25 protein-coding genes are annotated in these 26,038 nt (G+C 44.4%); 8 read left to right on the forward strand and 17 right to left on the reverse strand.

From position 1 onward, the window contains the following. Positions 1 to 522: 522 nt before the first annotated feature. Positions 523 to 858 carry a YgzB family protein gene (locus tag AC6RGY_RS15890; RefSeq protein WP_499864666.1) on the forward strand — a complete coding sequence of 112 codons (336 nt, stop codon included), beginning with the start codon at positions 523 to 525 and terminating at the stop codon, positions 856 to 858. A 204-nt stretch (positions 859 to 1,062) separates the two neighbouring features. Here the strand turns inward: AC6RGY_RS15890 and srtD (AC6RGY_RS15895) are convergent, their stop codons facing one another. After that, positions 1,063 to 1,704, reverse strand: coding sequence for a class D sortase, LPxTATN-specific (srtD, locus tag AC6RGY_RS15895; protein WP_499864668.1), 642 nt, complete (start codon positions 1,702 to 1,704; stop codon positions 1,063 to 1,065). A gap of 3 nt (positions 1,705 to 1,707) precedes the next feature. Then, positions 1,708 to 2,490: a hypothetical protein gene (locus AC6RGY_RS15900; RefSeq protein WP_499864670.1), complete on the reverse strand. Its 783-nt coding sequence runs from the start codon at positions 2,488 to 2,490 to the stop codon at positions 1,708 to 1,710. 441 nt (positions 2,491 to 2,931) lie between these two features. Between AC6RGY_RS15900 and AC6RGY_RS15905 the strand changes: the two genes are divergently transcribed. Continuing rightward, positions 2,932 to 4,743, forward strand: a complete 1,812-nt coding sequence (locus AC6RGY_RS15905; RefSeq protein ID WP_499864672.1) for an AMP-dependent synthetase/ligase — start codon at positions 2,932 to 2,934, stop codon at positions 4,741 to 4,743. 38 nt (positions 4,744 to 4,781) lie between these two features. On the opposite strand, the gene AC6RGY_RS15910 is transcribed toward AC6RGY_RS15905, so the two are convergent. From AC6RGY_RS15910 to AC6RGY_RS15935, 6 genes are all read right to left on the reverse strand, one after another. Then, complete coding sequence (locus tag AC6RGY_RS15910; protein ID WP_499864750.1) at positions 4,782 to 5,219, reverse strand: Fur family transcriptional regulator; 438 nt, start codon at positions 5,217 to 5,219, stop codon at positions 4,782 to 4,784. A 97-nt stretch (positions 5,220 to 5,316) separates the two neighbouring features. Beyond that, positions 5,317 to 5,964, reverse strand: coding sequence for an endonuclease III (gene nth, locus AC6RGY_RS15915; RefSeq protein WP_499864674.1), 648 nt, complete (start codon positions 5,962 to 5,964; stop codon positions 5,317 to 5,319). Between the two features lie 111 nt (positions 5,965 to 6,075). Continuing rightward, on the reverse strand, positions 6,076 to 6,549 hold the full coding sequence (gene bcp, locus AC6RGY_RS15920; RefSeq protein ID WP_499864676.1) for a thioredoxin-dependent thiol peroxidase: 474 nt from the start codon (positions 6,547 to 6,549) through the stop codon (positions 6,076 to 6,078). 33 nt (positions 6,550 to 6,582) lie between these two features. Next, positions 6,583 to 6,942, reverse strand: coding sequence for a hypothetical protein (locus AC6RGY_RS15925; protein WP_499864678.1), 360 nt, complete (start codon positions 6,940 to 6,942; stop codon positions 6,583 to 6,585). 47 nt (positions 6,943 to 6,989) lie between these two features. Then, complete coding sequence (locus tag AC6RGY_RS15930) at positions 6,990 to 7,196, reverse strand: spore germination protein (protein ID WP_258841097.1); 207 nt, start codon at positions 7,194 to 7,196, stop codon at positions 6,990 to 6,992. Between the two features lie 62 nt (positions 7,197 to 7,258). Then, positions 7,259 to 7,693 (reverse strand): Hsp20/alpha crystallin family protein, encoded by a 435-nt coding sequence (locus AC6RGY_RS15935; protein WP_499864681.1) that lies wholly within the window; start codon positions 7,691 to 7,693, stop codon positions 7,259 to 7,261. A 127-nt stretch (positions 7,694 to 7,820) separates the two neighbouring features. Here AC6RGY_RS15935 and gerPC point away from each other — a divergent pair, with 127 nt between their 5' ends. Then, positions 7,821 to 8,120 carry a spore germination protein GerPC gene (gerPC, locus tag AC6RGY_RS15940; protein WP_499864683.1) on the forward strand — a complete coding sequence of 100 codons (300 nt, stop codon included), beginning with the start codon at positions 7,821 to 7,823 and terminating at the stop codon, positions 8,118 to 8,120. Between the two features lie 120 nt (positions 8,121 to 8,240). On the opposite strand, the gene AC6RGY_RS15945 is transcribed toward gerPC, so the two are convergent. From AC6RGY_RS15945 to AC6RGY_RS15955, 3 genes are all read right to left on the reverse strand, one after another. After that, complete coding sequence (locus AC6RGY_RS15945; protein ID WP_499864685.1) at positions 8,241 to 8,999, reverse strand: sporulation protein; 759 nt, start codon at positions 8,997 to 8,999, stop codon at positions 8,241 to 8,243. Position 9,000: 1 nt separating this feature from the next. Further along, complete coding sequence (locus tag AC6RGY_RS15950; RefSeq protein ID WP_499864687.1) at positions 9,001 to 9,759, reverse strand: sporulation protein; 759 nt, start codon at positions 9,757 to 9,759, stop codon at positions 9,001 to 9,003. 126 nt (positions 9,760 to 9,885) lie between these two features. Continuing rightward, positions 9,886 to 11,679 carry a hypothetical protein gene (locus AC6RGY_RS15955; RefSeq protein WP_499864689.1) on the reverse strand — a complete coding sequence of 598 codons (1,794 nt, stop codon included), beginning with the start codon at positions 11,677 to 11,679 and terminating at the stop codon, positions 9,886 to 9,888. Between the two features lie 242 nt (positions 11,680 to 11,921). On the opposite strand from AC6RGY_RS15955, the gene AC6RGY_RS15960 reads away from it, so the two are divergent. The 3 genes from AC6RGY_RS15960 to AC6RGY_RS15970 all read left to right on the forward strand — a co-directional run bounded on the left by AC6RGY_RS15960 (position 11,922) and on the right by AC6RGY_RS15970 (position 18,643). Further along, positions 11,922 to 13,235: a glutamate-1-semialdehyde 2,1-aminomutase gene (locus AC6RGY_RS15960; protein ID WP_499864691.1), complete on the forward strand. Its 1,314-nt coding sequence runs from the start codon at positions 11,922 to 11,924 to the stop codon at positions 13,233 to 13,235. After that, positions 13,235 to 13,657 carry a globin domain-containing protein gene (locus tag AC6RGY_RS15965; RefSeq protein ID WP_499864753.1) on the forward strand — a complete coding sequence of 141 codons (423 nt, stop codon included), beginning with the start codon at positions 13,235 to 13,237 and terminating at the stop codon, positions 13,655 to 13,657. The genes AC6RGY_RS15960 and AC6RGY_RS15965 overlap by 1 nt, the downstream gene beginning before the upstream one ends. Before the next feature lie 453 nt (positions 13,658 to 14,110). Further along, a complete protein-coding gene (locus tag AC6RGY_RS15970) occupies positions 14,111 to 18,643 on the forward strand; it encodes a glutamate synthase-related protein (RefSeq protein WP_499864693.1) in 4,533 nt (1,510 codons plus the stop codon). A 110-nt stretch (positions 18,644 to 18,753) separates the two neighbouring features. On the opposite strand, the gene srtD (AC6RGY_RS15975) is transcribed toward AC6RGY_RS15970, so the two are convergent. Continuing rightward, positions 18,754 to 19,371, reverse strand: coding sequence for a class D sortase, LPxTATN-specific (gene srtD / locus AC6RGY_RS15975; RefSeq protein ID WP_499864695.1), 618 nt, complete (start codon positions 19,369 to 19,371; stop codon positions 18,754 to 18,756). 60 nt (positions 19,372 to 19,431) lie between these two features. Between srtD (AC6RGY_RS15975) and AC6RGY_RS15980 the strand changes: the two genes are divergently transcribed. Beyond that, positions 19,432 to 19,563 carry a hypothetical protein gene (locus AC6RGY_RS15980; protein ID WP_499864697.1) on the forward strand — a complete coding sequence of 44 codons (132 nt, stop codon included), beginning with the start codon at positions 19,432 to 19,434 and terminating at the stop codon, positions 19,561 to 19,563. A gap of 44 nt (positions 19,564 to 19,607) precedes the next feature. Here AC6RGY_RS15980 and AC6RGY_RS15985 read toward each other — a convergent pair whose 3' ends face one another. Next, on the reverse strand, positions 19,608 to 21,014 hold the full coding sequence (locus AC6RGY_RS15985; protein ID WP_499864699.1) for a hypothetical protein: 1,407 nt from the start codon (positions 21,012 to 21,014) through the stop codon (positions 19,608 to 19,610). 265 nt (positions 21,015 to 21,279) lie between these two features. Next, positions 21,280 to 21,945 (reverse strand): SCO family protein, encoded by a 666-nt coding sequence (locus AC6RGY_RS15990; protein WP_499864701.1) that lies wholly within the window; start codon positions 21,943 to 21,945, stop codon positions 21,280 to 21,282. 311 nt (positions 21,946 to 22,256) lie between these two features. On the opposite strand from AC6RGY_RS15990, the gene AC6RGY_RS15995 reads away from it, so the two are divergent. Further along, a complete protein-coding gene (locus tag AC6RGY_RS15995; protein WP_499864704.1) occupies positions 22,257 to 22,535 on the forward strand; it encodes a cytochrome C oxidase subunit IV family protein in 279 nt (92 codons plus the stop codon). A gap of 80 nt (positions 22,536 to 22,615) precedes the next feature. Here the strand turns inward: AC6RGY_RS15995 and AC6RGY_RS16000 are convergent, their stop codons facing one another. The 3 genes from AC6RGY_RS16000 to ctaD are packed head-to-tail and all read right to left on the reverse strand — an operon-like array spanning position 22,616 to position 26,020. After that, entirely contained in the window at positions 22,616 to 23,464 is an 849-nt protein-coding gene (locus AC6RGY_RS16000) for a cytochrome c oxidase assembly protein (RefSeq protein ID WP_499864706.1), read from the reverse strand. Between the two features lie 16 nt (positions 23,465 to 23,480). Further along, positions 23,481 to 24,074, reverse strand: a complete 594-nt coding sequence (locus AC6RGY_RS16005; protein ID WP_499864755.1) for a cytochrome (ubi)quinol oxidase subunit III — start codon at positions 24,072 to 24,074, stop codon at positions 23,481 to 23,483. Between the two features lie 26 nt (positions 24,075 to 24,100). Further along, positions 24,101 to 26,020, reverse strand: coding sequence for a cytochrome c oxidase subunit I (gene ctaD / locus AC6RGY_RS16010; protein WP_499864758.1), 1,920 nt, complete (start codon positions 26,018 to 26,020; stop codon positions 24,101 to 24,103). Between the last annotated feature and the right edge of the window lie 18 nt (positions 26,021 to 26,038).

A 26,038-nucleotide genomic window follows, 5' to 3' on the forward strand; every position in this document is an offset into this window, starting at 1 on the left:
GATCAAACTCTCCATAAAAGAATTTGATTGCTCAAATTTCATTGACTTGGGTCTATCTTTCGCTCTTCAGTTTTCAAGGAACAATTTCTCTTTATCCCGCCATCCGGCGGTTGTGTGTGCCACTCTTTCGTGGCGACAAGATCTATAATACCACCTTCTCAGAGGGGAGTCAATACTTTTTTTAAAAATATTCTTGTCCTACCTCCATACGCCACCTAACTGACAACAGACACCGTGGGGAGTCAGATTCTCTTGTAACGGTGTTAGGTGGCGACTTCTCCTTTCATTTATGATTGATAAGCTCAGAGTCTCTCAAAGAGAAACCGCTCACCCATTTCTATTCATTCTTAGGAATGAGCTCGTAAAATCGAGTTTCATCAAGGTGAAGCTTTCATAAGAAAGGCGGCTTTGAGATGTGTATAGAAGAAGGTAGGCTCCTTCAACCTTCACGAATCGTTCGTTTATCTCGATGCTCATGGCGTGATATACTGTTCAAAGTGAAACTTAAATGGAGGTCCTATTATGCTATCTGGCAAATTAAATAAAATTCGTACGCTCGCCTTGCTTCTGATTTTTGTTGGGTTTGGCATTATGTATCTTGGTTTCTTATGGCCAACAGCCATGCCTTTCTTCTTCCTAGCAGGACTTCTTGCCGTATTCGCCAGTGTCGGAATCTACTTCTGGATCGGAACTCTTTCCACAAGCGCTCCCAAAATAATCTGCCCGGAATGTGGAAAAACGACCAAACTACTTGGAAAAACAGATGAGTGCATGTACTGCAAAGCTATTTTATCTGTCGATCCCCAATATGCACCCAAGTCTACGGCAGACCAGGAAGAAAGCGATGGAAAGAAATAAACGGTAGGGTTGTTACCAAGTATTAAAGAAAGAAAACTCGTGTTAACCCCTCCTAAACATGAGAGGGTCGGATGGGGATCTAAATCCGTTTGTTTGTAACAGAAACTTAGATGGTATCAAGAAGAAACCCACTCAGAAAGAAAAAACAATGAAGGCAGGCGGGGTGATTTCCCGCCTGCCTTCATTGTTTTTTTGGACACAAGGTCATTCCACCTTGACCAATCCAGACTGGACAATATAGCGTTCAGGGGAGCCAAACTCATTAAAAGGGTAGCAAGTGTAAACCGTTAAGATCGGACGATCGTGCGAACGAATCACTGTGCGATCATCCATCCGAGTCACCCACATTTTCTCCACTTCGTAGGTAAACTTCCCTTCCTCTGACTTAATAATGAGCTTGTCCCCTTCTTTTAATTTACCCAAATCGTTAAACGCTGTATTGTTATGTCCAGCTAAAACAGCATTATCCGGCTCACCAGGCAAGACAGAAGTTATATGATGTCCTACGCCCATCGCTAACTCTTTCTGCCCCGTTCCTTCAACAATAGGGATATCCACTTTTATATCTGGGATCTGAATATGACCCAGTTTTTCCCCACGTGAAGGTCGGTGCTCCCAAGTAATGCTTTTGGGAGATGAGGCTTCCTCATCTGGTTGGAGCTCTCGTAAGTACGTAATTGGAAGAAGCTTCAGTACTTCCTCTTCCATCTTTAAAGCTTCTGCTTCCTCCATACGCCACTCACTGATCGATTGCTGTTGTGTCCACCAGATCTGTACTTGCTCCGTGGTGATAAGGCTACCTAGCAACATCAACCACAACCCAATCAGAAAGCCTGCTTGTCGCACGGTTTAAACCGTTTTGCGAAAGTGTGTCAATAAGGTTCCACCCATACCGAGCATGCCTAGACCCATCAACAACATAGGAAGTGGACTGGCACCTGTCTTCGCCAATTTGCCACCGTCTTCTGTTTCGGGTTCCTCTTCACCCTCTTCATCGGTATCACTGGATTCATCTTCTTCGGAATCAGAACCGTTAGCAAGCAAGATGTGATCCGATGTGTTGGATGACTGTGAGCCAGCCCCTGCCTGTGTTGTGGCAGTGGACTCGTTGGTCGTATTGTTAGGGTTATGTGTTGGGTTTGAAGAAGAATCTGTCGAACGATCGTCGTCTTGGCTACCTTGATCTGTATCCGGTTCACCTGGAGTATCCGGCTCACCTGGAGTATCCGGCTCACCTGGAGTATCCGGCTCACCTGGGGTATCCGGCTCACCTGGAGTATCCGGCTCACCTGGGGTATCCGGCTCACCTGGAGTATCCGGCTCACCTGGAGTATCCGGTTCACCTGGAGTATCCGGTTCACCTGGAGTATCCGGTTCACCTGGAGTATCCGGCTCACCTGGGGTATCCGGCTCACCTGGAGTATCCGGTTCACCTGGAGTATCCGGCTCACCTGGAGTATCCGGTTCACCTGGGGTATCCGGTTCACCTGGGTTATCCGGGTCGCCTGGGTTTTCTGGGTTACCCGGGGTATCAGGATTCGCAAAAGCCGGCGTACTCAACGCAAAGCCTAGCGCTGTCATAAAACCAAAGACTGCTAATAACAAAAGAGTAGGGATATTTCTTCTCTTCAATCGATTTCCTCCTCAAATTTGCTTGTACCCATTCCAATAGTTGATGTCACCATTTTTAATTGAATAACTTTCGCACAGCCTCGGTGGAACTTTCCTTCTCTAGGTGTTTCCTGGGTTGTACAGATTCGATTATATTATGGAAACATAGAGTTGTAAATGGTTTTCTCACTATATTTTGTACATATTCAGAGATTCTCCTCCTAGCAAATTACGTACTATTTTTATAGGATTACTCTACCCTTCAACCCCACACAACACAAAAACCGTCGAAAAGTGTTCATTTTTCGCCTTACATTCGTTATAATACCTATAAAAGATTCCGTTGCTGTTTTATACAACAAGTTGAAAACGATTTCATTTCTGTTAAGACAGTTCTTTCTAAAGTGATTGTTTATTCATATGAATCACTCATTCTCGTAAGAGGTAATCGGGAGGTAAACTATGCTACCGCAAAATCTAGTGGAGATGTTGCATCATTCTACTCGTCGGTATCCAGACAAGGAAGCAATAATGTGGAAAGAAAACGGAGCCTATCAGTCACGTTCGTTTCAGGAATTGTGGGATAACATCAACTATATAGCAGTTGGTTTAAAAAAATTAGGAATATCAGCTGGAGATAAAGTGGCCATCTTCTCAGAAAATAACCCTGAGTGGCTAATCGCAGACTTTGCTATTTTAAGTCTTGGCGCTGTTGTCGTTCCAATCTATCCCACATTACTAGGAGAGAAAGTAACCTATATCCTGGAGGAAACAGATGTTGATGTGATTTTTATTCAGGATAGCGAAAGAATGCAGCAAGTAACGAAGTGGCCACAACACTTGAAGAAAAAGATATTAATGAGTAATGAAAAACCTACCCATGAGGAGAGCACGATAACCTTTGAACAGCTAAAACAGAGTGGCATGAACTCCCCCTTCCCTGAGGAATGGAAAAAGAGCACGCGAAATGACTTAGCGACGATTGTTCCTACATCAGGAACAACAGGAAAGCCAAAAGGAGTCATGCTTTCGCACGGCAACATTCTAAGTAATATCGAATCCATGCAACAGTTGGTTGCCGTCCATCATTATGATCGAACACTTTCTATTCTCCCGCTCTCCCATATCTTTGAACGTACGGTCACCCATTTCGGTATGATGTATCAAGGAGGCTGTATTGCGTATGCCGAGAGCATTCATACCGTATCTGACAACTTACTTGAAGTACGCCCAACCCTGGTCGTTAGCGTTCCTCGTCTTTTTGAAAAGATATACCAAGGAGTTCATGAAAACATACGTAACGGTTCTTCAATCAAAAAACGGTTATTTAATTGGGGAATGGAAATAGCTCAAGAGCGCTACGAATACCTTGAAAAAGCTTTTGGAACACCGGTTCCGTTAAAGCTTCAATGGAAATACATGCTTGTCAAACAACTGATTTTCGAGAAGATTCGTGCCCAATTAGGTGGTAACCTACGGGTTATGGTCTCAGGAGGAGCCCCACTTAATTCAGATATATGCCGATTTTTCACCCAGATAGGGATACCTGTTGTCGAAGGGTATGGTATGACAGAGAGCGCACCACTGATCGCTTGTACTCGCTTAACCGATCCACGCCCAGGCACTGTCGGGAAAGCTTGTCCGGGAGCCGAAGTGCGCTTAGGAGAGGATCAAGAGTTGCTCGTTAGAGGTCCTGGAATTATGATGGGCTACTACAAGCTTCCTGAAAAGACAGCAAAAACCCTTAAAGATGGTTGGCTTCACACTGGGGATATTGCGGAAATTGAGCCTGGTGGTGTGATCAAGATTGTCGATCGCAAGAAGAGTATTCTCGTGTTATCCACCGGGAAAAATGTTTCCCCTCAAGGAGTAGAGCAAAAACTTATTGCTAGTCGCTTTATTCAGCAAGCCGCCGTTATCGGAAACAACCGCAAATATGTATCTTCTTTAATTGTTCCTGACTTTTCAGTTTTGAAAGCGTATGCATCACAGCAAGGTTGGTCAGAATCTACCCCTGATACATGGACAACATCCGAACATGTTCGTCAATTGATTCAATCGGAGATGGATCGACTATTAGACGGATTTGCTCCATACGAGAAGCCTAAGAAGTTTGCTATTCTGACAGAACCTTTTTCCATTGATAGAGGGGAACTTACTCCCACACTCAAAATTCGTATTTCTCAGGTGGAAAAAAACTATCAAAACACCATCGCTTCACTCTATGAGCCTACTGATTCCATTCAAGAACCCGCAATCGCCGCACAGGCATAGAAAATCCCCCTTTGCAGTTACAAAGCAAAGGGGGATTTTTATTTTGCCCGTTGGCAAGATGGACACCAGCCATATAGCTCCATACGATGAGAATCAACCACAAAGCCAGTCTGCCTCGCAGCATCTTTTTCAATCGCTTTTAACGAGGAATATTCAAAGTCCTCCATCTTTCCACACTCATGACAGATGACATGGTAATGATCACGCATATCCGCATCAAACCGGCTGGAAGAGTCACCAAAGTTCATTTCTCTAACTAGGCCAGCTTCCTTAAATACCCGTAAGTTATTATAAACCGTTGCTACACTCATATTGGGAAACTTTCCTTCAAGCGCTCGATAGATGTCATCTGCGGTCGGATGTCCCTCGGTTTCTAATAGATACTCAAGAATAGCATGCCGTTGCGGTGTTATACGAACGCCATTCTGCTTCAATTGCTTAATTGCCAGTTCGACGCGGTTTTCCATTTCAGACAATGCCATCCCGTTCACCACCTACGAGCATTCCAGTCTGATATAATAATTCTCTTTTAAGAATGCCTATTATTAGTGTAATGCGAATATCGCCTCTTTGTCAATCAATCGCTTGTTTTCCGTACCAACAATAAGCCAATAGGTCACACGCTGAACATTTTGGTTTGCGAGCAGAGCAAATACGTCTCCCATGAAAAATGATGCGATGATGAGTCATTGTCCACTCTGAGCGGGGGACACGCTTCATCAATTGTTTTTCGGTTTCCAGAGGGGATTCACTATCGGCCATCGCTAGCCGATTCGCTACACGTTGCACATGTGTATCTACCGCTAAGGCTGGTACGTCAAAGGCATTGCTTAAAACGACATTGGCCGTCTTTCTTCCCACTCCAGGTAAACTCTCTAATGATTTCCTATCATCCGGTACCTGTCCATTATATTGTTCCACAAGGATGAAGCAAGTTTTCAGGATGTTTTTACTTTTGTTTCTGTATAATCCCAGACCTCTAATCGCCTCCGCAAACTCTTCTTCTGTTGCTTTAATCACATCTTGTGGAGTAGGATATTGTAAAAACAAACTTGCTGTTACTTTATTCACCTGACGATCTGTCGATTGTGCAGATAGTATCGTCGCAATCAGTAATTCAAAGGGATTTCGATAATCTAATTCACAATGAGCATCTGGATACATCTCAGCCAGAATATCCAATATTTTTCGCGTTTGTACGCGTTTTGGTTTAGGCCTCATCTGTCCTTCTCCATTCTATATTTGGACTTGTACTCCATTATACAAAAGAAAGACGGTAGGCGAAAATGCTCCGCCTACCGTCACCATATGTATAAAGGAAGAATCACTGTCTCAGGAAGAGAGATTGTCCTTTACAAACTCCAGAGCCGACTCTACATGGCCATCCACTTTTACTTTATTGTATGCTTTTGCGATTGTCCCTTCCTTATCAATGATAAAGGTGGAACGTTCGATGCCCATCTTTTTATTTCCAAACACATTTTTCTCCTTATACACTCCATAAGCCCTACAGATTTCACCATCTGTATCACTCAGTAGCAAAAAGGGCAAACCATGTTTCTCAATAAATTTAGCATGAGAATCCAGATCATCCATGCTAATTCCTAAGATTACGGTATCCAAATCGGCAAACGCATCTGTGCGATCACGAAAATCACAAGATTCGGTGGTACATCCTGGTGTCATATCCTTTGGATAAAAGTATATAACCACGTTCTTTTCACCTTGAAAGTCTGCAAGAGAAACCGTTTCGCCATTTGAAGCTGGCAACTTAAATTGAGGAGCCTGATCTCCTTCTTTTAACATACTAAACACCTCCACACTTCACTTACTCTCATATTACCACAAATCGGTTCTACACAAACTTTCGTTATCCGTGTAGATACCTATTTTTATGTTTGGAGCTGATTCAGTCATAGGGTAAGGGTAATAATGCGTGTAAGGTAATGGAGGGGTGACCATCAAACTGGGCTTTGCGGGAGATGGTGGTCCAATGGTCCCAGGGTTTTGTGGAACTTCTGCTTCCGGTAATGGAGGAGAAGGTGACACGGGTTTTTGAAGAGGCGGCTCTCCTGTGGAAGGAGGCGCCTCTTCTCTCTGTACCGTTTTATTTACAAGGTTCATCGTATTCCCAATGTTGACGGACCCAGCATCACTCACGTCTTCAACATTAACGGAAAAGATTTTTATGCTAAACAAACCAGGCCCCCTCCTCTTCAAATTGCACGACCAGCATGATGAATACACTAACGGGACTGATCAAATACATCTGGATCAATCTCCAAGTTCCTTTCAAAGTCAATATTCTTGGCAAAGTCACCGATCGGGGATGAGCCACCCAACGATTTACTGTTACTCTCCGCTCCAATATTGATGGTATTTCCGAAGTTGACAGAACCCGCACTGGAAACACTCTGGATCTTTAAATTAAATATATTGTTGATCGTTGCCATCGCTCACCCCTCCTCCATCATTACTTTCATCCTATGTGAAGGGGAACAATCCTGTGAACAGACTATTCCGACTGAAGTCGCTTCAGCCGGATCTCCAGAATCCCTTTCTTATATGAGGCAGAACAATTTCTGGTTGTAACAGGAACATTCAAATCAATATCCCTTTCAAAAGCACCTGTCTCTCTCTCGCGAATAACGGCATCATAGTTAGCATAACGTGTCCCGTATGCTCCTTTGAGATGTAGCGTCTGATCTTCTACACGTGAAGATACCTGAGAAACGTCTTCTATACCTGGCATATCCACCAAAACAATAACCTCGGTCTGTGTATGATATACATCTACTTTTGGTCCACTAATCATCCCCATGCCATCTCCCATGGTTTCTGACCAAAACTCTTCGCCAAAAAATTTCTTCGCAAGTAGACTCCATTTTTGAAAAGATTGCGGATCATACATCTGGAAGCGCTCCCCCCTTCCTGATGCTACTTTGATCATTCTCCTGTATACACATCTTATTCGCCTACAGAAAAAAAGTGTCATTCTTCTCAGCTTGCCAGTTCAAAAACATTGCTTTTCCCATATACTTTATCAATATCCCAATCAATCAGGAGGGACAGAAGAAATGAATGCTTATCTATGGGATTGTATTAACCAATTACAGAAAGAGATTTCAGAAATAAAGCAGGAGAATACAGAGCTTCGAAACAAAATCAGTGAAATAAAGCCACTCGTCATTGAAAATATAGAATATAAGATTCAGGAACTAAATATTGATAACCTTACTGGAACCTTAAATGTTGGACTAACAACCAATGGGGATGCAGAAAGCGTGGAGCACTTAATGGAAAAACTACAAGAGGGAGAGAATAATGTAGAATTGGGGAATGTGGTTACAGGAAAAGAAGCTAGTAGCAAACCGTAGTCGCTAGTATTTCTGACATCAAACCGATCTCGAAAGGGGAAGACAAAAAAGCGGCTAGTGTTATTCCATCCACTTCGACCGCTTTTTTTAAAATCCAACTTCTTCTGTTGATGATTCAATTTACAAGTTCTCTTCCAAAATGGCCTTAATCTTGTTCTCTAGTGTATACGACTCTCGATTTATTTCTTCCGGTGTAATTGGAAAACGCACAATCCTTTCATCTAACTCCAGTGCTTCTTCCAATGATCCCATCCAATCACGTGCTTTACGATCAATTTCCATCTCCACATCTACTTTGTTCTCACTCACATGAAAAATGACCTCTAGCTCATCTATATCCTGACGGTATCCATAGTTAGGTTCAAACTGAAACTCTTGTACAAATGGGTAACGAGCATAGTGGTTCGTCAATTCGCACTCTACCTCGTCTAAATGGAATCCAATATTCTCAATGGCGCCGATGATTCGTTCCACCATTGGATGTGGCAATACTTCGATCCCGTCCTCATCACTGGGATCCACAGCGACTTGAATATCCAATCCGGTTTTTAAGTAGATGTGCGTTCCGCTCGTAGTCAAAGGAGTATCATAGGGAAGCTGGATATCAAAGGGAACAGAACGGCTTGCCTGCGGTCCAATCTCAAAAAATTCCGAGATACGGTATTCATCAATAACAAACTCTTTCTGTGCATCTCCTTCATGATAGCGAACGATGAGATATAGATAAATTTCGTCTATTTTTTGGGATACCTGCCCTCCCTGAATAAAAATCTCTCCCTGGATGGTCTCTCCCTGACGATACTGAGACTTTTCTAAGCGTGTATCCACTCTTGTCGATCCGATACCAATACTAGCCAGCGCTTTCGAAAAAAAAGACATATTAGCTTCCTCCTCTACTTGGTGCCTCTTGTCTTAATAACGATTTAATGCTCTCAAATGGATTCGCACGCTGACCTTCTTGCAACTCATCGTTAACCTTAAACGAATCTTCCGGGTGATCGATCGCCCAAGCAAATGTACTGGCTAAGGTAAGCGAACCACGCAAAATATCAATTTCCATCCGCATGGTTTCTCCATCGAACGTAAATACCACCCCTAATTCATCCACAAAACCATGATAACGACCGGAAGGGCGAAAATGAAAGACTTGAACAAACTCGACTGGACCTCTCTCCCGCTGACAAAACACGCGCTTCAATATAAATCCAGCTTCTTCGATTTCATTAATCATCTTATCGGCAGCGGGATGGAGATTTACTTGGATGCGATCAATGTCACTGGGATCTACCGCCAACTTAATATCTAATCCAGTTTTAAAATGGACAGGGAAACGCCCAGTCGACATGGGTGTTTCATACGGCAATTTTGTTTTAAAGGGGACAATCTTGTATTCTTCCGGCTGAATGAGAAAACTTTCACATAAGCGAATTTTCTTTAATGCATAGGGGACCACTTCTTCATTTTTTTCGACATGAGCGATGAGATATAAATAGATATCATCAATTCTTTGCTCTACCTGCCCACCCCGAACAAAAACTTCGCCATTAACCACTTCTCCTGGACAGTACTCCTTCTTCTCCAAACGGGTATCCACTTTGGCTGTACCCACACCAAAGCTAGCTAACGCTTTTTGTAGCATCCTATTCACTCCTCCTTTCTTCTATACTCTATTGAAATGGGGAAACTAGCTAGCCCCTTATTGTATTTATGTGCGTTGAATGCGCTAGATCGCACAAAACTTTATTAAGATGAGCTTCTTCTCCATTTAATCCGTCATGTGATCGTTGTATTCCCTAAATTGCTTTGCCAACGCCTCATGAGCTTTCTTTTCCAACTTTAGACGTTCTGCCTTATAACGGGCTTCTTCCTCGCGGCGCTCTTGTTTTCGACGCTCAGCTTCCAGGCGCGCTTCTTCTTCCTCACGACGCTCTTGCTCTAAACGCTCGGCTTCCAAGTGCGCTTCTTTCTCACGACGCTCTTGTTCTATGCGCTCAGCTTCCAGGCGCGCTTCTTCCTCGCGACGCTCTTGTTCTTTACGCTCAGCTTCCAAGCGCGCTTCTTCCTCATGACGCTCTTGCTCTAAACGCTCGGTTTCCAGGCGTGCTTCTTCCTCACGACGCTCTTGTTCTTTACGCTCAGCTTCCAGGCGTGCTTCTTCCTCACGACGCTCTTGTTCTTTACGCTCAGCTTCCAGGCGCACTTCTTCCTCGCGACGCTCTTGTTCTTTACGCTTAGCTTCCAGGCGCACTTCTTCCTCGCGACGCTCTTGTTCTTTACGCTCAGCTTCCTGACGCACTTCTTCCTCGCGACGCTCTTGTTCTTTACGCTCAGCTTCCAAGCGTGCTTCTTCCTCACGACGCTCTTGTTCTTTACGCTCAGCTTCCAGGCGCACTTCTTCCTCGCGACGCTCTTGTTCTTTACGCTCAGCTTCCAAGCGCGCTTCTTCCTCGTGGCGCTCTTGCTCTAAACGCTCAGCTTCCAGGCGTGCTTCTTCCTCACGACGCTCTTGCTCTAAACGCTCAGCTTCCTGACGCGCTTCTTCCTCGTGGCGCTCTTGTTCTTTACGCTCAGCTTCCAAGCGTGCTTCTTCCTCGAGACGCTCTTGTTCTTTACGCTCAGCTTCCAAGCGCGCTTCTTCTTCGCGACTCTCTTTCTCTCGACTTTCCTGATCTTCGAGACGAGCTCGTCGCTCTGCTTCTAAACGCTCTTTTTCCAAACGTTCTCTTTCTTGTTGTGCACGTTCTTTCTTCTCTGGTTCATCATTACGCATCTCTTGATCTGCTTGCAGAATAGTTTCTCCCTGATGAGTAGGATCAGGAAGAAGTGGTTCTTGCTTCTCTTCTGTTTTTACTTCATTACCTTCTTCCACAGAAGAGCCTCCAAACAACCTTCCTAAGAAACCTTTACCATACTTTTTCTTTTCATAGGACTCGATCTGGGATAAAATATCATCCACCGAATCGTTCTTTAGGCACTTCTGCATCAAACGAATCATATATTTTGAAGCAGAAGATTGAGGCGGAATCTTTTTCAGACGATCCACACCCACATCCCCTGTCACCAATATGTAGAAAAAGGTTCCCCAATCATTTTGCTGCTTCTGCTCCGTAACACGGTTCACTCCAAAAGAGCAGACGCGCAAATTTCCTGTTTCCGTTAATGCTACATTTCGAGGATGTAAAAGAAAGTACATGGGTAAAGGTTGGCTTTTTAGCTTAGCATCTAGTTGCAACAGTTGCTTTGCCCATTCAATCACTTGTTCTTCTTCTAACGGTTGTTGTGTTACAATCGATTCTAGTAATTGAAGCTTCTCATATTCGTGAATCAGAATAAGCGACCGATCTTCTGTATAGGCTTCGATCACTGGCATCAGATTCGGGTCTTCTAACGCTAAGTATTGTTGGATCGATCGTGGTGGAGCTTGTTTTACTAACGGGATTTGATGTAGCAGGTATCGTTTATCCTTTTGCTGAGCGATTGCCCATTCTCCATCAAGGAGTAGATAAACTTCTTCTACCAGATAATCTCTATATTGATCCCTCACTTTAAAGAAAGCCATTGGACTCTCCTCCAAAAACACACATTCTCGTAATACGTATTATACAGAGGGACATCGGAATTGTCGAAAACGAGATGATCTCCTTGTCAGAATACCATATTTCCGCTTTCTCTCACAGACTTTCATGGATGTTTTTGAGGTTTATATGTCAATTCCTTGCACCGTTATCCTAGGCATTCTTGCAGGTAGAAAAAAAGAGTCGATAGAATAAGATAGAACCAATGATTTGAGGAGGAGCACGATTGTTACGTCACCGCTCAGAAAAATTGTACCAAGAAGCTCAAGAGGTTATCGTTGGCGGTGTCAATAGCCCGTCACGTTCTTTTAAAGGTGTTGGAGGTGGCAGTCCCGTATTTATGAAAAAAGCCAAAGGTGCTTATTTCTGGGACGAAGATGGTCATCGCTATATTGATTATCTAGGAGCATTTGGTCCCATCATCCTTGGTCATGCCCACCCCGTCCTCACGGCAGCGATCGTACAAACGGCCACCGCGGGAACTCTCTACGGCACACCTACAGAAAAAGAGGTTCATTTTGCCCGAATGCTTCGAGAATCCATTCCTTCAATGGAACAAATTCGCTTTGTCAACTCTGGAACAGAAGCTGTAATGACCACGATCCGCTTGGCACGCGCCGTCACCCAACGAGATAAGATCATTAAATTTGCTGGTTGCTATCATGGGCACTCTGATCTGGTATTAGTTGAAGCCGGCTCTGGACCTGCCACCTTAGGGATCCCCGACAGTGCAGGCATTCCTGCAAGTATCGCCAGTGAAGTGATAACCGTCCCTTATAATGATTTAGATGCCCTCCAAGAGGCATTGGAACGATGGGGAGATCAGGTAGCCGCCGTCCTGGTGGAACCCTTAGTTGGTAATTTCGGTATTGTCCCACCTATAGACGGCTTTCTCGCAGGAATCAATGAATTGGCTCATCACTTCGGTTCCCTCGTCATCTATGATGAGGTGATTACTGCGTTCCGCTTTCACTACGGAGCCGTCCAAACCCTATATGAGGTAGAACCTGATTTGACCGCTTTAGGAAAAATTATCGGGGGAGGTCTACCCATTGGCGCTTACGGGGGAAGGCGGGAACTTATGAATAAAATTGCACCTACAGGGCCTACCTATCAAGCAGGGACAATGGCCGGAAATCCCCTTTCCGTTCAAGCAGGAATTGCCTGTTTAGAGTGTCTGCAACAACCCGGAGTATACGATCGACTGGACCGTTTTGGAAAGAAACTAGAGACGGGAATCTCCTCAGCTGCCAAAAAGCACGGTATCCCGATCCAAATCAACCGCATCGGTGGGGCTTTGACCATTTATTTTAGTCAAAACCCGATCGTCAACTATAAAGATGCACAAGATACAGATGGGGAATTATTTGCTCAGTTTTTCAAATTAATGCTAGACGAAGGAATTTACTTAGCTCCTTCGAAGTACGAAGCTTGGTTCCTAACGACGGCCCATACGGAAAGTGATATCGATACGACCCTTCTTGCCGTGGAGAGATCATTTAAAAAGCTAAAACATTTGATCGGAAGTGATCCAAGTTGATCGACGACACACCAAGCGCGCTCTACCAACGAATCGGCGGGGAAAGCACGATTACTAAACTCGTTCATGCCTTCTATGCACGGGTTCAACAACACCCAGCACTAGCCCCTCTCTTTCCAGAGGACATTCAACCGGTGATCGACAAACAAGCCTTGTTTCTCACCCAGTTTTTCGGAGGTCCTGGACTTTATTCTGCTAAACATGGGCATCCCATGTTACGTGCACGTCACCTCCCCTTCCCCATCACCCCATCCCGCGCGCAGGCATGGCTTGAGTGTATGCGCAAAGCAATGGATGAAATAGAGATAACAGATAAAGATAGGGAAGAGATGTGGAGCCGGTTCGTCATAACAGCTAGACACATGATCAATACCAACGAGCCTGACTCCAATAACGAAGATCTATCCAACTCGTACACCTAGCGAGCAAAATGAATCTCAAACCGAATCCCCTAATAGCAACCTTGATCTCATCAACGGTTGCTATTTTATTGAATAAAATAGCAAGAAAATTATGATGCGATCTAGTTGCCTCCTCTTTATATGGTAAATATTATTTATACATCTATAAAATTGTATAGATATTTAAATGCAAATAAATCATGATTTATGTATTTTTATTCAATTATGATGTAAGCGCTTTCTTTCTATCGTATCTTCACTTCTCTATATAACAGTTAAAAACCTTGAAAATACTATTCTGTTATAGTACAGTTGTGCCAAGCGCGCATTTATTATCACAGATCTATCCCCTCTCAAAATGAATAATCATTGAGTCCTCTTCTTGTTCCCAAACAATTTTCATGTTATTCTATTATTACTTATCTGTGCGTACACGCTCATACCCACAGCACGTTTAAACAAGGAATTTTTTAAATGTTTATGATTAGAGGTGAGTCGAAACGGATGAATACAAAAGAACATATCGGAGAATTTAAAAATCTATTGGCAGAGGAACACGACAGTTGTGGCATTGTCGCCGTGATTGAGAAAAACGGAGAGCCCACTTATCAAAATATGCTTAATGCGATCGACGCCCTCGTCAAAATGGAGCATCGTTCCGGTTTTACCCATGGTGAAGGAGATGGGACAGGAGTTTTAACCGATATTCCACGTGCACTATGGGCACAAAAATTAGCTAGTCAAAACAAAGAATCCACACCTGTTTATTCGGATTCCTTCGTTGTCGCACACTTTTTTATCTCAAAAGCAGAAAATATAAAGGAAATCCAGACCTCCATTCGTGAACGTTTAAACGAGAATGGATACCATATATTACATGAAGATTTAGATCGTGTCTATAGCCAAGTCCTAGGGAGCAATGGGCGCAGAGATGAACCTCATTTTTGGCAGTTAGGACTACTGTCCTCCCAGACATCAGATATCACACGCCACTGTTTCGATTTCTCGATCCAATTGGAGATTGATTTCCCACTCCATGTGGTCTCCTTTAGTAATAGCACCGTCGTCTACAAAGCGATGGGAGCCGCTAATTTACTACCAAAATACTATGAAGACTTAACAAAAAATGAATTCCAGACGAAAGCGACAATAGGGCACAATCGCTACTCTACCAATACACTTTCAAACTTTTCACGCGTACAGCCTTTCTCTTTACTCGGGCATAATGGTGAGATCAATACCATCTCTAAATTGCGCGATGAGGCTCGTATGCTAGATATTCCGTTAACGGCATTTGGAAGTGATTCACAAGATTTGAATCGTGTGATTGAAACACTGGTTCATCGTCATCAATTCTCTTTATTCGAAGCAATCGAAATCATCTTTCCAGCCATTCAGCATGAAATAAAGCAATTACCCCCGTCTCTTGGACAGCTATATACTTATTACCGACAAGCATGGGGCCCCTTTGCCCAAGGACCAGCTGGGATTGTTTCACGTTATCAAGATGAATGTGCATTTAGTGTAGACGCTCTGGGCTTACGTCCCTTATGGTTTGTGGAAAGCGAGCGTTCCTTCTATTTTTCATCTGAACAAGGGATTATCCCCGTTCATCAGATGGTGGCTGAACCAAAGCCACTCGCCCCAGGGGAAACCATCGGTGTACAGTTATCATCAAAACCTGTAATCGTCGAGCATCATGAATTGCAACAGCTTGTCTATGAGCGAGCAAGTCAGAGAGTCTCCCTGGATCCAATCTCAGTACAACCAGCGAAGAAAGAGCTGACTCCATCGGCATCCTCTCTTCCTGTTGCCACAGATCAAGCGTATGCCGCATTTGGTTGGGATCGCGAGCATATTCAAATGGTAGAGCAAATGGCAGATACAGGAAGTGATCCGATTCGCTCCCTTGGACATGATGGTCCTTTGGCCTGCCTAGCCGATTCTAGACAAAACATCCCTGATTTTATCAAGGAAAGCGTGGCGGTTGTTACAAACCCAGCGATTGACCGTGAACGGGAGCAAGAACATTTCTCCACTCGTGTTTTTCTTGGAAAACGTCCAGCCATCTATTCAGGTAAGACAAACACATCACAGGCTTTAGTGGAAATCCCTTCGCCTATTTTAATTGAGGGCACCAAATCAGAAGAAATTGCTAACCTTCATGGTACCCGTTCTTTCGAAGATGTCGTTCATTACTTTACAAATCATGATCTAGTAGCGACCCTTTCCTTAACCTATACGAAAGAGCAAAGCATTCCAGAAAGATTAGACCAATTGGCAGAAGAAGCTACTCATGCGGTACACTCTGGTAAAAGCTGTCTGATATTAAGCGATGAGGATTGCCATGAACAGGAGCAACTTTTCTTAGATCCACACCTCGCTCTATCTAAGATCGATCAGGCCTTAAAGCTGGCTACCCCAGCAAATGGACAGCAAAATCTGCGCCGGGAAACGAGCCTCATTCTACACTCCGCCGCTATTCGTAACCTGCATGATATTGCTGTTGCACTCGGACTAGGAGCGGATGCTGTTGCCCCCTATCTTCTTTTTGCTAGTATCGTGGATAAAGAGGAGAAATCCGAAGGACAACTATATGAAGCTATTAATAAAGGACTAGAAAAGATCATATCCACCATTGGAATTCATGAGTTACGTGGCTATGCCCGTCTCTTTTCTTCTATCGGCCTCCAAACAGAAATTGCCGATGTCCTACAGATTGTTAATTATGCTGGTACCAATGGGGCAGGAACGTCATGGGCAGATCTTCATCAAGACGCTCTCGATCGTTATGAAGATTATCATAAAGAAAAAGTGCGTCCTGCTCGTACGTTCCATGTGTGGCCACGCTTATGGAAGCCGATCACCCAAGTAGCTGCCGGTACAATCGGCTACCGCGAATTCGCGGATAAGATTGAAGAACTGGAGAGGAAAAACCCGCTCAGTTTACGCCATGTAACCGACCTAAAGGATAACCCTTCCTCTAAGACAGAACCAGCTGACGTGGACATCTCTATTGGAGAACATAGCCTCCCGTTTGCAATTAGCTCAATGTCCTTTGGTTCACAGGGAGAAATTCCTTTCCGTGCGTATGCAGAAGCGGCTGATCGCTTAAACATGGTGAGTTTAAACGGTGAGGGCGGAGAAATCAAAGACATGTTAGGCAAATACCCACGAACGCGTGGTCATCAAATTGCTTCTGGACGATTTGGTGTGAATGTTGAATTAGCCAACTCTGCTAACATCCTTGAAATTAAAATTGGTCAAGGGGCAAAACCAGGTGAGGGTGGACACCTTCCCGGAAAAAAAGTCTCAGAGAAAGTAGCCGCAGCAAGGAATGCCAATACGGGTGTTGATCTCATCTCCCCTTCCAACAACCATGATATCTATTCGATCGAGGATTTGGCACAAATCATTACAGAACTAAAAACGGCAAACAATCGGGCGAAAGTCATTGTCAAAGTACCTATCGTGCCTAACATTGGAACCATTGCTGTCGGCATTGCCAAAGCAGGAGCCGATATCATTACCTTAAGTGGATTTGACGGAGGGACTGGTGCTGCACGTATCCATGCGCTTCAGCATGTCGGTTTGCCTGCGGAAGTTGGGGTTAAAGCGGCGCACACTGCTCTGGTCGAAGCAAACTTACGGAGTGAAGTCGAGATTTGGGCAGATGGAGGCATCAAAAGCAGCTTGGACGTCATCAAAATGATCCTTCTCGGGGCCAACCGCATCGGCTTTGGTACGTTAGCTATGATGGCGATTGGTTGTACTGGCTGTCGTGGCTGTCACTTGGATACCTGCCATGTTGGTATTGCTACTCAGATCGAATCGGAAGAAGAAGCGAAAGAACACGGTCTACGCCGTTTTGTCCCTCGTGAATCGGAGATGGCAGTACAAGGGTTGATGACACTTTTTGGTGCACTTGGTGAAGAGGTACAACGTTTAACTGCACAGCTCGGATTTAAGCGTACCCAAGACCTCGTTGGTCGCTCTGATCTGCTTGTGCAAACGCGGGAGTTGGATCGATTAAATCTCGATGAACTTCTACGCCCTGTCCCCGAAGTATGGAAGGAGATTGACAGATCCGAAGTCGCCGTCGCTATGCAATCAGAGATGCTCGTAGCCGCAGGCGGAAAAGCAGAAGCCACCCTTGCAGAAACAGTGTCTGTAGACGAAGGCGGTAGTCATACGTATACGGGGGCACATTGTGCCGAACGTGTCCTCGTCAGTAGCTTATCGGGTGCACGCGTTCATAATCGTTTGGATGGTAGTTATCATAAGCTTCCCCAAACCTCTCTGCAATTTACGGAAGGGTCCGTACCCGGAAACGGCTTTGCTGCGTTCCATGCCGATGGAATCAACGTTGTCGTACATGGTGGAGCTCAAGATGGTGTTGGGAAAACTTCCTTTGGCGGAAGGGTCTCCATCCTGAAATCTCCGAATGCCACAGGAAAGTATATCAACGGTTCTGTGGGCAAAAGCTTCTGCTATGGAGCGCAGAAAGGGCTTTTCATTGTCCAAGGAAATGCCGATTCCCGTGCCGGTATCCGCCTCTCTGGTGCCGATGTCATTATCGGAGGGGAAGCAGAAGAGCCTCGTCGTGACGAACTCGGTTTGCTTGGAAATCGGGCTAATATTAAAGGCTTTGCTTTCGAATATATGACAGAAGGACGCGCAGTGGTTCTGGGCGACCCTGGCCCATGGATCTGTGCTGGAATGACCGGAGGCGTGGTTTACCTTCGACTCCAGCCTGAAATGGGGCTAGATGCAGAGGCGCTACAACGTCGTATCGCCAAGGGAGCAAAAGTAAGCCTTCAACCACTCACGAAAAAGGGAAATGAGGACTTACAAGAGTTGCTAGGAGTCTATAAGGAAGAACTCCTCCTCTCCAAGCAAGAGACTGAGGCAGACAAAATCTCTTCTTTACTCGGAAACCTAGAAGCTCACTTTTTGCAAATTATCCCAGATAAAGTGCAAGCTGATCCATCTATCTCAACGGAGTAACTTGTTTATAGACAGTGATCTCTTCAGAATACCAATCGAGAAGTGGATATCGCAAGGAAAGTGAAATACCCCCTGATCCTGTTGGATCGGGGGGTATTTTATTAAAAGCTTTAGGTTATCGATTCCACTTTAATCAACTTCGATTCGATGATATACCGTTCAGTCGCTTCAACCAACATATCGAAGGGAAAGCACGTAATCAGGGTAAGTGTAGCCTCTTCTTTAGGAACCAACACATTCGTATCAAACTGGTCCACAATAAAAGGTTCCTCATGGATCTGATAGGTGAATTTTTGTCCGTTCATCTCAACATAGATGCGATCGCCCTTTTCCAGTTCACGCAACTCGGAAAACACGGTGTTTCTGTGACCAGCCAAAGCGGCATGTCCTTGTTCTCCCGGGAATACCATTCCCTCATGATTATCTCTACCGACACCTTTTTTCAGTTCTTCTTGCCCTGTTCCCTCTACTATCGGCAAAGTATATCCAACACGAGGAATAATCAACGTTCCTATTTTCTCTCCCTTTTCAGGGTTTAAGTTTTGCTCACTTCCTTCGATCACCGGCTGTAACTCTTTCCGATCCCACTCATCATCTACCTTGCGTGCTTCCGTAACATCTACCTCTGCAATTCTCGTTTGTTCCCAGAAGGAAATGCCATTGCTAAAAAAGAGAAAGAGCCCACCAAGCAAGAGCGCGCTACCAATCACTGCAAACAATGCTCTCATCCGCCAACATCCTCACATATATTCATCGTTATTCTTAAGTACAGAGCGAGGCAACTTTTCATGTCCAACAAGCGAATCCACGTATCCATCCATCGCACCTATATCCTAGCACAGGATCATCACGCTGACGAGAGCGAAAATAAAAGAGATTGGCCACAGAGCACAGCTGCTCAGCGACCAACCCCTTGCTAATCGATTAGAAAAGATCAATCAAATCATTCTACTACTAGGCATTCTTAGCGAAACAAACCGAATAGCCGTTTGCGGAAAACAAATCCAAGCACCAACAAACCAACAACTGCTGCGATCAAACCATACAACATGCCTTTTGGTTCTTCCGATGCGGTTTTAGGCAACTTACCACCTTTAGCTACTTTCTCCTTAATGGTTTCTCCATCTTGACCAGGAGCAACGACCTTAGGTGTATTTTCTTCTTCATCCGTTTTCGGTACAACAATTCCTTCATCTTCGGTAATTTCAAACTCTACATAATCATAGTAAGCTCGTTCTGCTCCATCTACTTCCCCAGTGAAGTAGACCCAACCTACGTATGTTCCTGCATCGAGATTCTTAAAGGCATGAGATTGCTTTAGACCTTCTACATTTTCATAGGCAACATAGGTATAGATGTGTTCCTCAAAGTAGGCTTGCAGTTCTTCATCGCTAGCGCCACTTTCCTCAAGTCTTGTAATCTCATCCCATACATCGTCGCTAACATTTTCCAATTCAAATTCCCATGTCCCTGTCACTGACTTTGCTTCAAACATTTCTCCTGTTAGCACATTTTCACCATTTGCATAGTCATAAGAGGCTCTAATGTCGCTAAGTGTTAATTGATAATCCGTCTCTACTTTTGTTTTCTCTCCACCAATTTCCCCATCAAAAATAACATGAACATTATAGGACTCTCCACCTAGCAAAAAGAACTCATGATCAAAATTGACCAAAGTGTAGTCTGCATATGCCTTCCCATCTTGACTACTTTTTAGAATATGGGCTTCTTTCCCGCGAATTTCAAAGGTCCATTCCCCTTTAACTTCTTCAGGGTCCCCATTTTCATTCTGCGGAATGTTGTCCAACTGTGCATGAATACGCGCAAACACGTCAGCTACAACTTCTTCACCCTCTATGGTTTCTTTAACTTTTACAATTTCATCCATAACACTAATGCTTAGCTCGCTCTGTTTCTCAGCGTCTTTAGCCTCGTTGGTTTCACCTTTCTTCACATCATCTACAACAGTGTTCTGATCCTCTGTGGTGTCCTTTTCTACCGTCACATCAACCGCTTGCTCTGACTGATGCACGCCTTCGGTTCCATCTACCACACCATCAAATTTAACAGTAACGAAGTGAGTGCCCTCTTCCTCTAGCCCTGCAATCGTTGCTTCGAATTTGGTACCTTTAATTGCTTCTGATTTAGCTGACTCGGTACCCACTTCCATCTTTTCAGCTGTTTCTTTATTATCAGCTACAAAAACAGACCAAGTTCCTTCTGCTTCTGTAACTTTATCGTTAAATGATGCTGTTACTTTCGCATCCTCAACTTGGACAGACATTTTTACATCCGTTTCTGCAAATGCTGTTGGTGCTACGATGGCAAATACCATCATTAAAGCCATGATTGCTGCAAAACTTCTTTTCAACCTGGTTTCCCCCTAGTTACGACTCATGTATATGATTCCTTACAATATAGTTATTCGGTCATCCAGGCATTTTTCAGTTCACTTTTTCATTTATTTTATTGGTATTCACATTTTAGACACAAATAAAAGAAACACCTTTGCGATCGCTTCTGAAGAACGAAAGAAAAAGTGTTTTTGGAGATGTGGTTATTCAAAGCACTAAACGAGAGAAAATTTTAGTGGCTTGTTCTATCTATAAAATCACATGACACTGGGGAAAGTGGATTTATTCTTGTAACGACTTAATGTCCGAGATCACCTCATCTGTCTCGGGATTCAGATTATCGTATAGATCTACTACTTTTCCTTCTTGGTCAACTAAGAAAAAGCGTGTTGAATGTGATACCGTTACAGGCATATCTTCAGATCCCGTTTCCTGCTTTTCTACTTGAGAACGAAAAGTTCCTTCTAGAAAAGCTTTCATCTCTTCATAGTTCCCATCGTTTGTGACGAAGTTCCAAGTGGATGTATCCACTTCATACTTTTCAGCAAAGGCTTTGAGCACTTCCGGTCGATCATGTTCAGGATCAACACTAAAAGAGACAATCGATACATCCAGCCCTTGATTCTTTAGTTCTTCCTGCACCTTCTTCATATTGGCTGTCATGGGTGGACAGACATCCGGACAGCGCGTAAACACCATATTGGTTAACCATACCTCTCCCTCTAGATCGGATAAGGTTACTGTTTCACCCTCTTGGTTTGTTAACGAAAAATCTGGAATCTGCCAATTTAGTGCTTCTTCTTCTGTTTGCTCGGTTTGTGTATTTTCTTCCTGAGAGGCGCTATTTTCTACTCGCGACTCCTTTGGTGATGTTACATTATCGAAGGCAATAATGATCACAACAGACATAAGCAATATAATGCTGGTTAAAATAATGGCCTTTCTCATATAAAACATCCTTTCTACCCAATCACCTTATCTAGACACGCTATCTATAAAATAGACACCCTTTTGCACGTTTGCTTTTTCACCCATAACCCAAAGAAGCCTGTCTACTCTTTTGAGTGTACCCAGTCCCCGCTAGCGATGCAACGCCTTTCGCTTTATCAGATATGGAGATTGTTTGAACCTCCTCCCCTCATGCACTGCCCTATTTCCCATGGATAAATAAGGATGAGGAAATCCTGCAATCTCAGGAGTAAGAAAAGACTTCTCCTCACATAATGAAGATGTACTTCTTTCCGTCAGGAGGGAATCCTATGGCAGAATCTTCATCAGCTAGTGGAGGAAAGCTTGTCTTTTCTTTTTTCATTATGCTGGGGCTTACCGCTCTATCCTTCTTCGTTGTTGTTACAGAAAACTTCAGCATAGCAACGGTTTTCTGGATTATATTTGTCCTTGCTTGGGTCCAAGTTTCCATTCAACTGTACACCTTTATGCATTTGAATGAAAAAGGAACATGGATGCCACGCATTTTTATGATCACCGGGCTTCTCTTTAGTATCATCATCGCCTTCTCTTTGATGTATTGGGATTAGGCAGCGTACCATCCCCGATAGTCCCCCTGCTCTAAACAAAGGAGTAGGGGGACTTATGCTGTTGCTCACCTTCCATTCTGTCAAACCCGGCGCGGATATATGTTCTTTGTCCGCAATTCTTGCTCTTTCTGATCCCGCCTCTTCTCTTTGCGCGCCCAATGGTAAAACACATATCCGAGGGCAGAACCATAAGCGATCTCTTGAATCACTTTCATCATGACGCCCCCTAGTTGCTGGTCCTCTAATGCCACCACCGACGGAAATACGGTGGAACCCATATAGGATGGAAACAGCAAGTGGCCTGAGAAAATAATTAAGGCACAGGCAGGAGTTAATAATACAGAAGCCGCGAAGATGTAGCCTACCTTCTGAAGCTCGCTTAGTCTATCTAGTTCCGGAACAGGACAAAGTACCGGCCAATACATCAATAGAGCCGTCAAAAAGAGAAGTAGATGGGCCATACTATGCAAGAACGGCTCTTCCATCACTTTTTCAAATAGGAGGGGAACATGATAGAGTGAAAGGAACGCATGAAATAGAACCAGTGCCACCATGGGATGGGTTCCCATCTGTAAAACCCAGCGGGTCTTTCCATTCGTCCATAGAGAGCGCCACATCCATGCAGGGAAGCCCAATAATATAAAGGGAGGAAGAATCAAAAAAAGAAGGGACATCTGTACCATGTGGAAACTAAACAATTCATGACCCAAAACCTCCAGCGGACCTCCTTCTGCTAGATAAAAGAGGAGAAGAGCCAGCAAAAAGGAGAAGAGTTGCCCTCCTGTCACTGGTTTTTCCCAATGCCTCCGTTTCCGATCACGCTCCATCCAACCCCAATAACCCCCCCCTAGTAGCAATAAGACCACATTAAGAGGCAAATTCCACATGCCCAAAAGCAAGAACTGGTGCCAGGCCTCCATCGAGGTCATTTTTTCTCTCCTTTCGTTATTCTAAAGTGCCAAGCAGGTAGACCAAAGTGAAGATAAAGACCCATACCACATCGACAAAGTGCCAATAAAGACTGGCGACATACACTTTGGGAGCGGTCTCTGTGGTTAGTCCACGTGATTTTAGCTGAATTAAGATGAAGCTAATCCACGTCACACCGAATAATACGTGTGCACCATGTGTCCCCACCAAAGTGAAAAAAGAGGAACCAAATGCGCTTGTCGTCATCGAGAGCCCTTCATGGACATAATGATAAAACTCATAGATCTCTAGACCGAGGAAGGAAAGCCCCAAGAGGACGGTGACAAGCAACCAATTATAGCATTTTGTTACATCTTGCTTGTGCAATCCCACCACACCAAACACGCTTGTTAGACTGCTAGTTAATAAGATAAAAGTCGCAATCGCTACCAGTGGCAATTGAAACAGCTCTTGCGTTGTCGGACCTCCATTGTTGTGTGTACGCAGTGCCAAATAGGTACCAAACAGACAGGAGAAGAGCACTGTCTCCGCTCCGAGATAAAGCCAGAAACCAAGGATTTTATTTTTCCCTTCCAAGGTCGCCGTTTCTAAACGAACCGTCGTATCCATGTCTTGCTTCGATAGTTTAGGCACGCTCACGATCCATTCACCCCTTTTCCATTCATTGCGTTATTTGCCAGCTGGTCCGCTTCAATATGATATCCGTGATCTTGTTCAAAAGAGCGCACCCCCATCACAACCAGGACAAAGATTAAACCGATCGCTCCCAATGAATAGGAATGAAGAATCAATCCATAGGCTGCAACAAACAAACCAATTGAGATGAGTAAAGGCAGATGACTAGGAGATGGCATATGAATCGAACCTAGTGGCTCAGCCATCGGGATCTTCCCATCTCGTTTCATCTTTGCTTCCCACAGTGGATCAGGACTTTCTACCAGTGGCAGTTGTGCGAAGTTGTATTCTGGTGCGGGTGAGGGGATGGACCATTCCAGCGTCCTTCCATCCCAAGGATCATTGCCTGCCTTCACTCCCTTCAGCTGTGACACGATGATATTGTAGACGAAGAATACTGTACCCAGTGTCATCCCAATGGAACCGATGGTGCTAATTATGTTGATGTTGTCTACCATCGGACTGGATTCATACGTATACACGCGCCGAGGCATCCCATACAGTCCTAAGAAATGTTGCGGTAGAAACGTGATGTGAAATCCGAATAGGAATAGCCAGAAGTGCCACTTGCCCCAGGTCTCATTGAGTAGTCTCCCCGTCATTTTGGGCCACCAATAGTAGAAGCCAGAGAAGAGACCGAGCACGGTACCTCCGAGAAGAACATAGTGAAAGTGCGCCACCACAAAGTACGAGTCATGAAATTGCCAATCAGCAGGCACGACAGCTAGCATGACTCCTGTCACGCCCCCCATGACAAAGGTAGGAATAAAAGCGACAGCAAACAGCATGGCTGTCGTATAGCGAATGCGTCCTCCCCACATCGTGAAAAGCCAATTGAAGATCTTGATCCCTGTCGGTACCGCGATCGCCATGGTAGCAATCCCAAAGATGGTGTTTGCCATCGATCCCAGGCCATCCGTAAACATATGGTGAGCCCATACCATAAAGGAGATAAAGCCGATCAAGACGGTGGCAAAAACCATGGAGATATAACCAAACAACGTTTTCTTCGAAAAAGCGCTAATCACATCAGAGAAGACACCAAAGGCCGGTAAGACCACTAAGTAAACCTCTGGATGACCAAAAATCCAGAAAAGATGCTCCCAGATTACAACCTCTCCACCCAGAGAGGACGCGAAGAAAGCCGTAGCAAACAAGCGATCCAACATGAGGAGGAGAAGTGCCACAGTCAGTGGTGGAATGGCAAACAGGATAATCGCTGATGTCACAAAGGTTGTCCATGTGAAAAGGGGCATGCGTAGATAGGTCATCCCAGGAGCTCGCATATTGATAATCGTGACAATGAAGTTGATTCCTCCTGTCAACGTACCAATACCAGAAATCTGTAAACCAAGCACATAATAATCAACTCCGGGGCCGGGACTGTAATCGTTAAGCGCCAATGAGGTATAGGAGGACCAACCTGCATCCGGTGCACCACCAAACAGCCAGCTTAAATTTATGAGCAATGCCCCAGCGAAGAAAAGCCAAAAGCCAAGCGAGTTAAGAAAAGGGAATGCCACATCACGTGCTCCAATTTGCAGTGGCATCACATAGTTCATCAAACCGATGAGAAGGGGCATTGCTACCAAGAAGATCATGGTTGTCCCGTGCATCGTCATCAACTGATTATAAACCTCTGGTGAAACAAATCCAGAATCAGGCACGATCAGTTGTAAACGAATCAAGAGTGCTTCAATACCACCAATGATAAAAAAGAGTAAACCCGATCCAATGTAGAGAATACCGATTTTTTTATGGTCCACGGTGGTTAGCCATTCCCACACCGTACTTTTCCTGACATTTATCAAAAAGCGATTGTTGTAGCCACCCGAGAAAATTGCCACGAGAAACAACAACAGTACCAACATGATAATCATGGTTGCCACGCGCTTGTT

The organism is Mechercharimyces mesophilus, assembly GCF_059818345.1.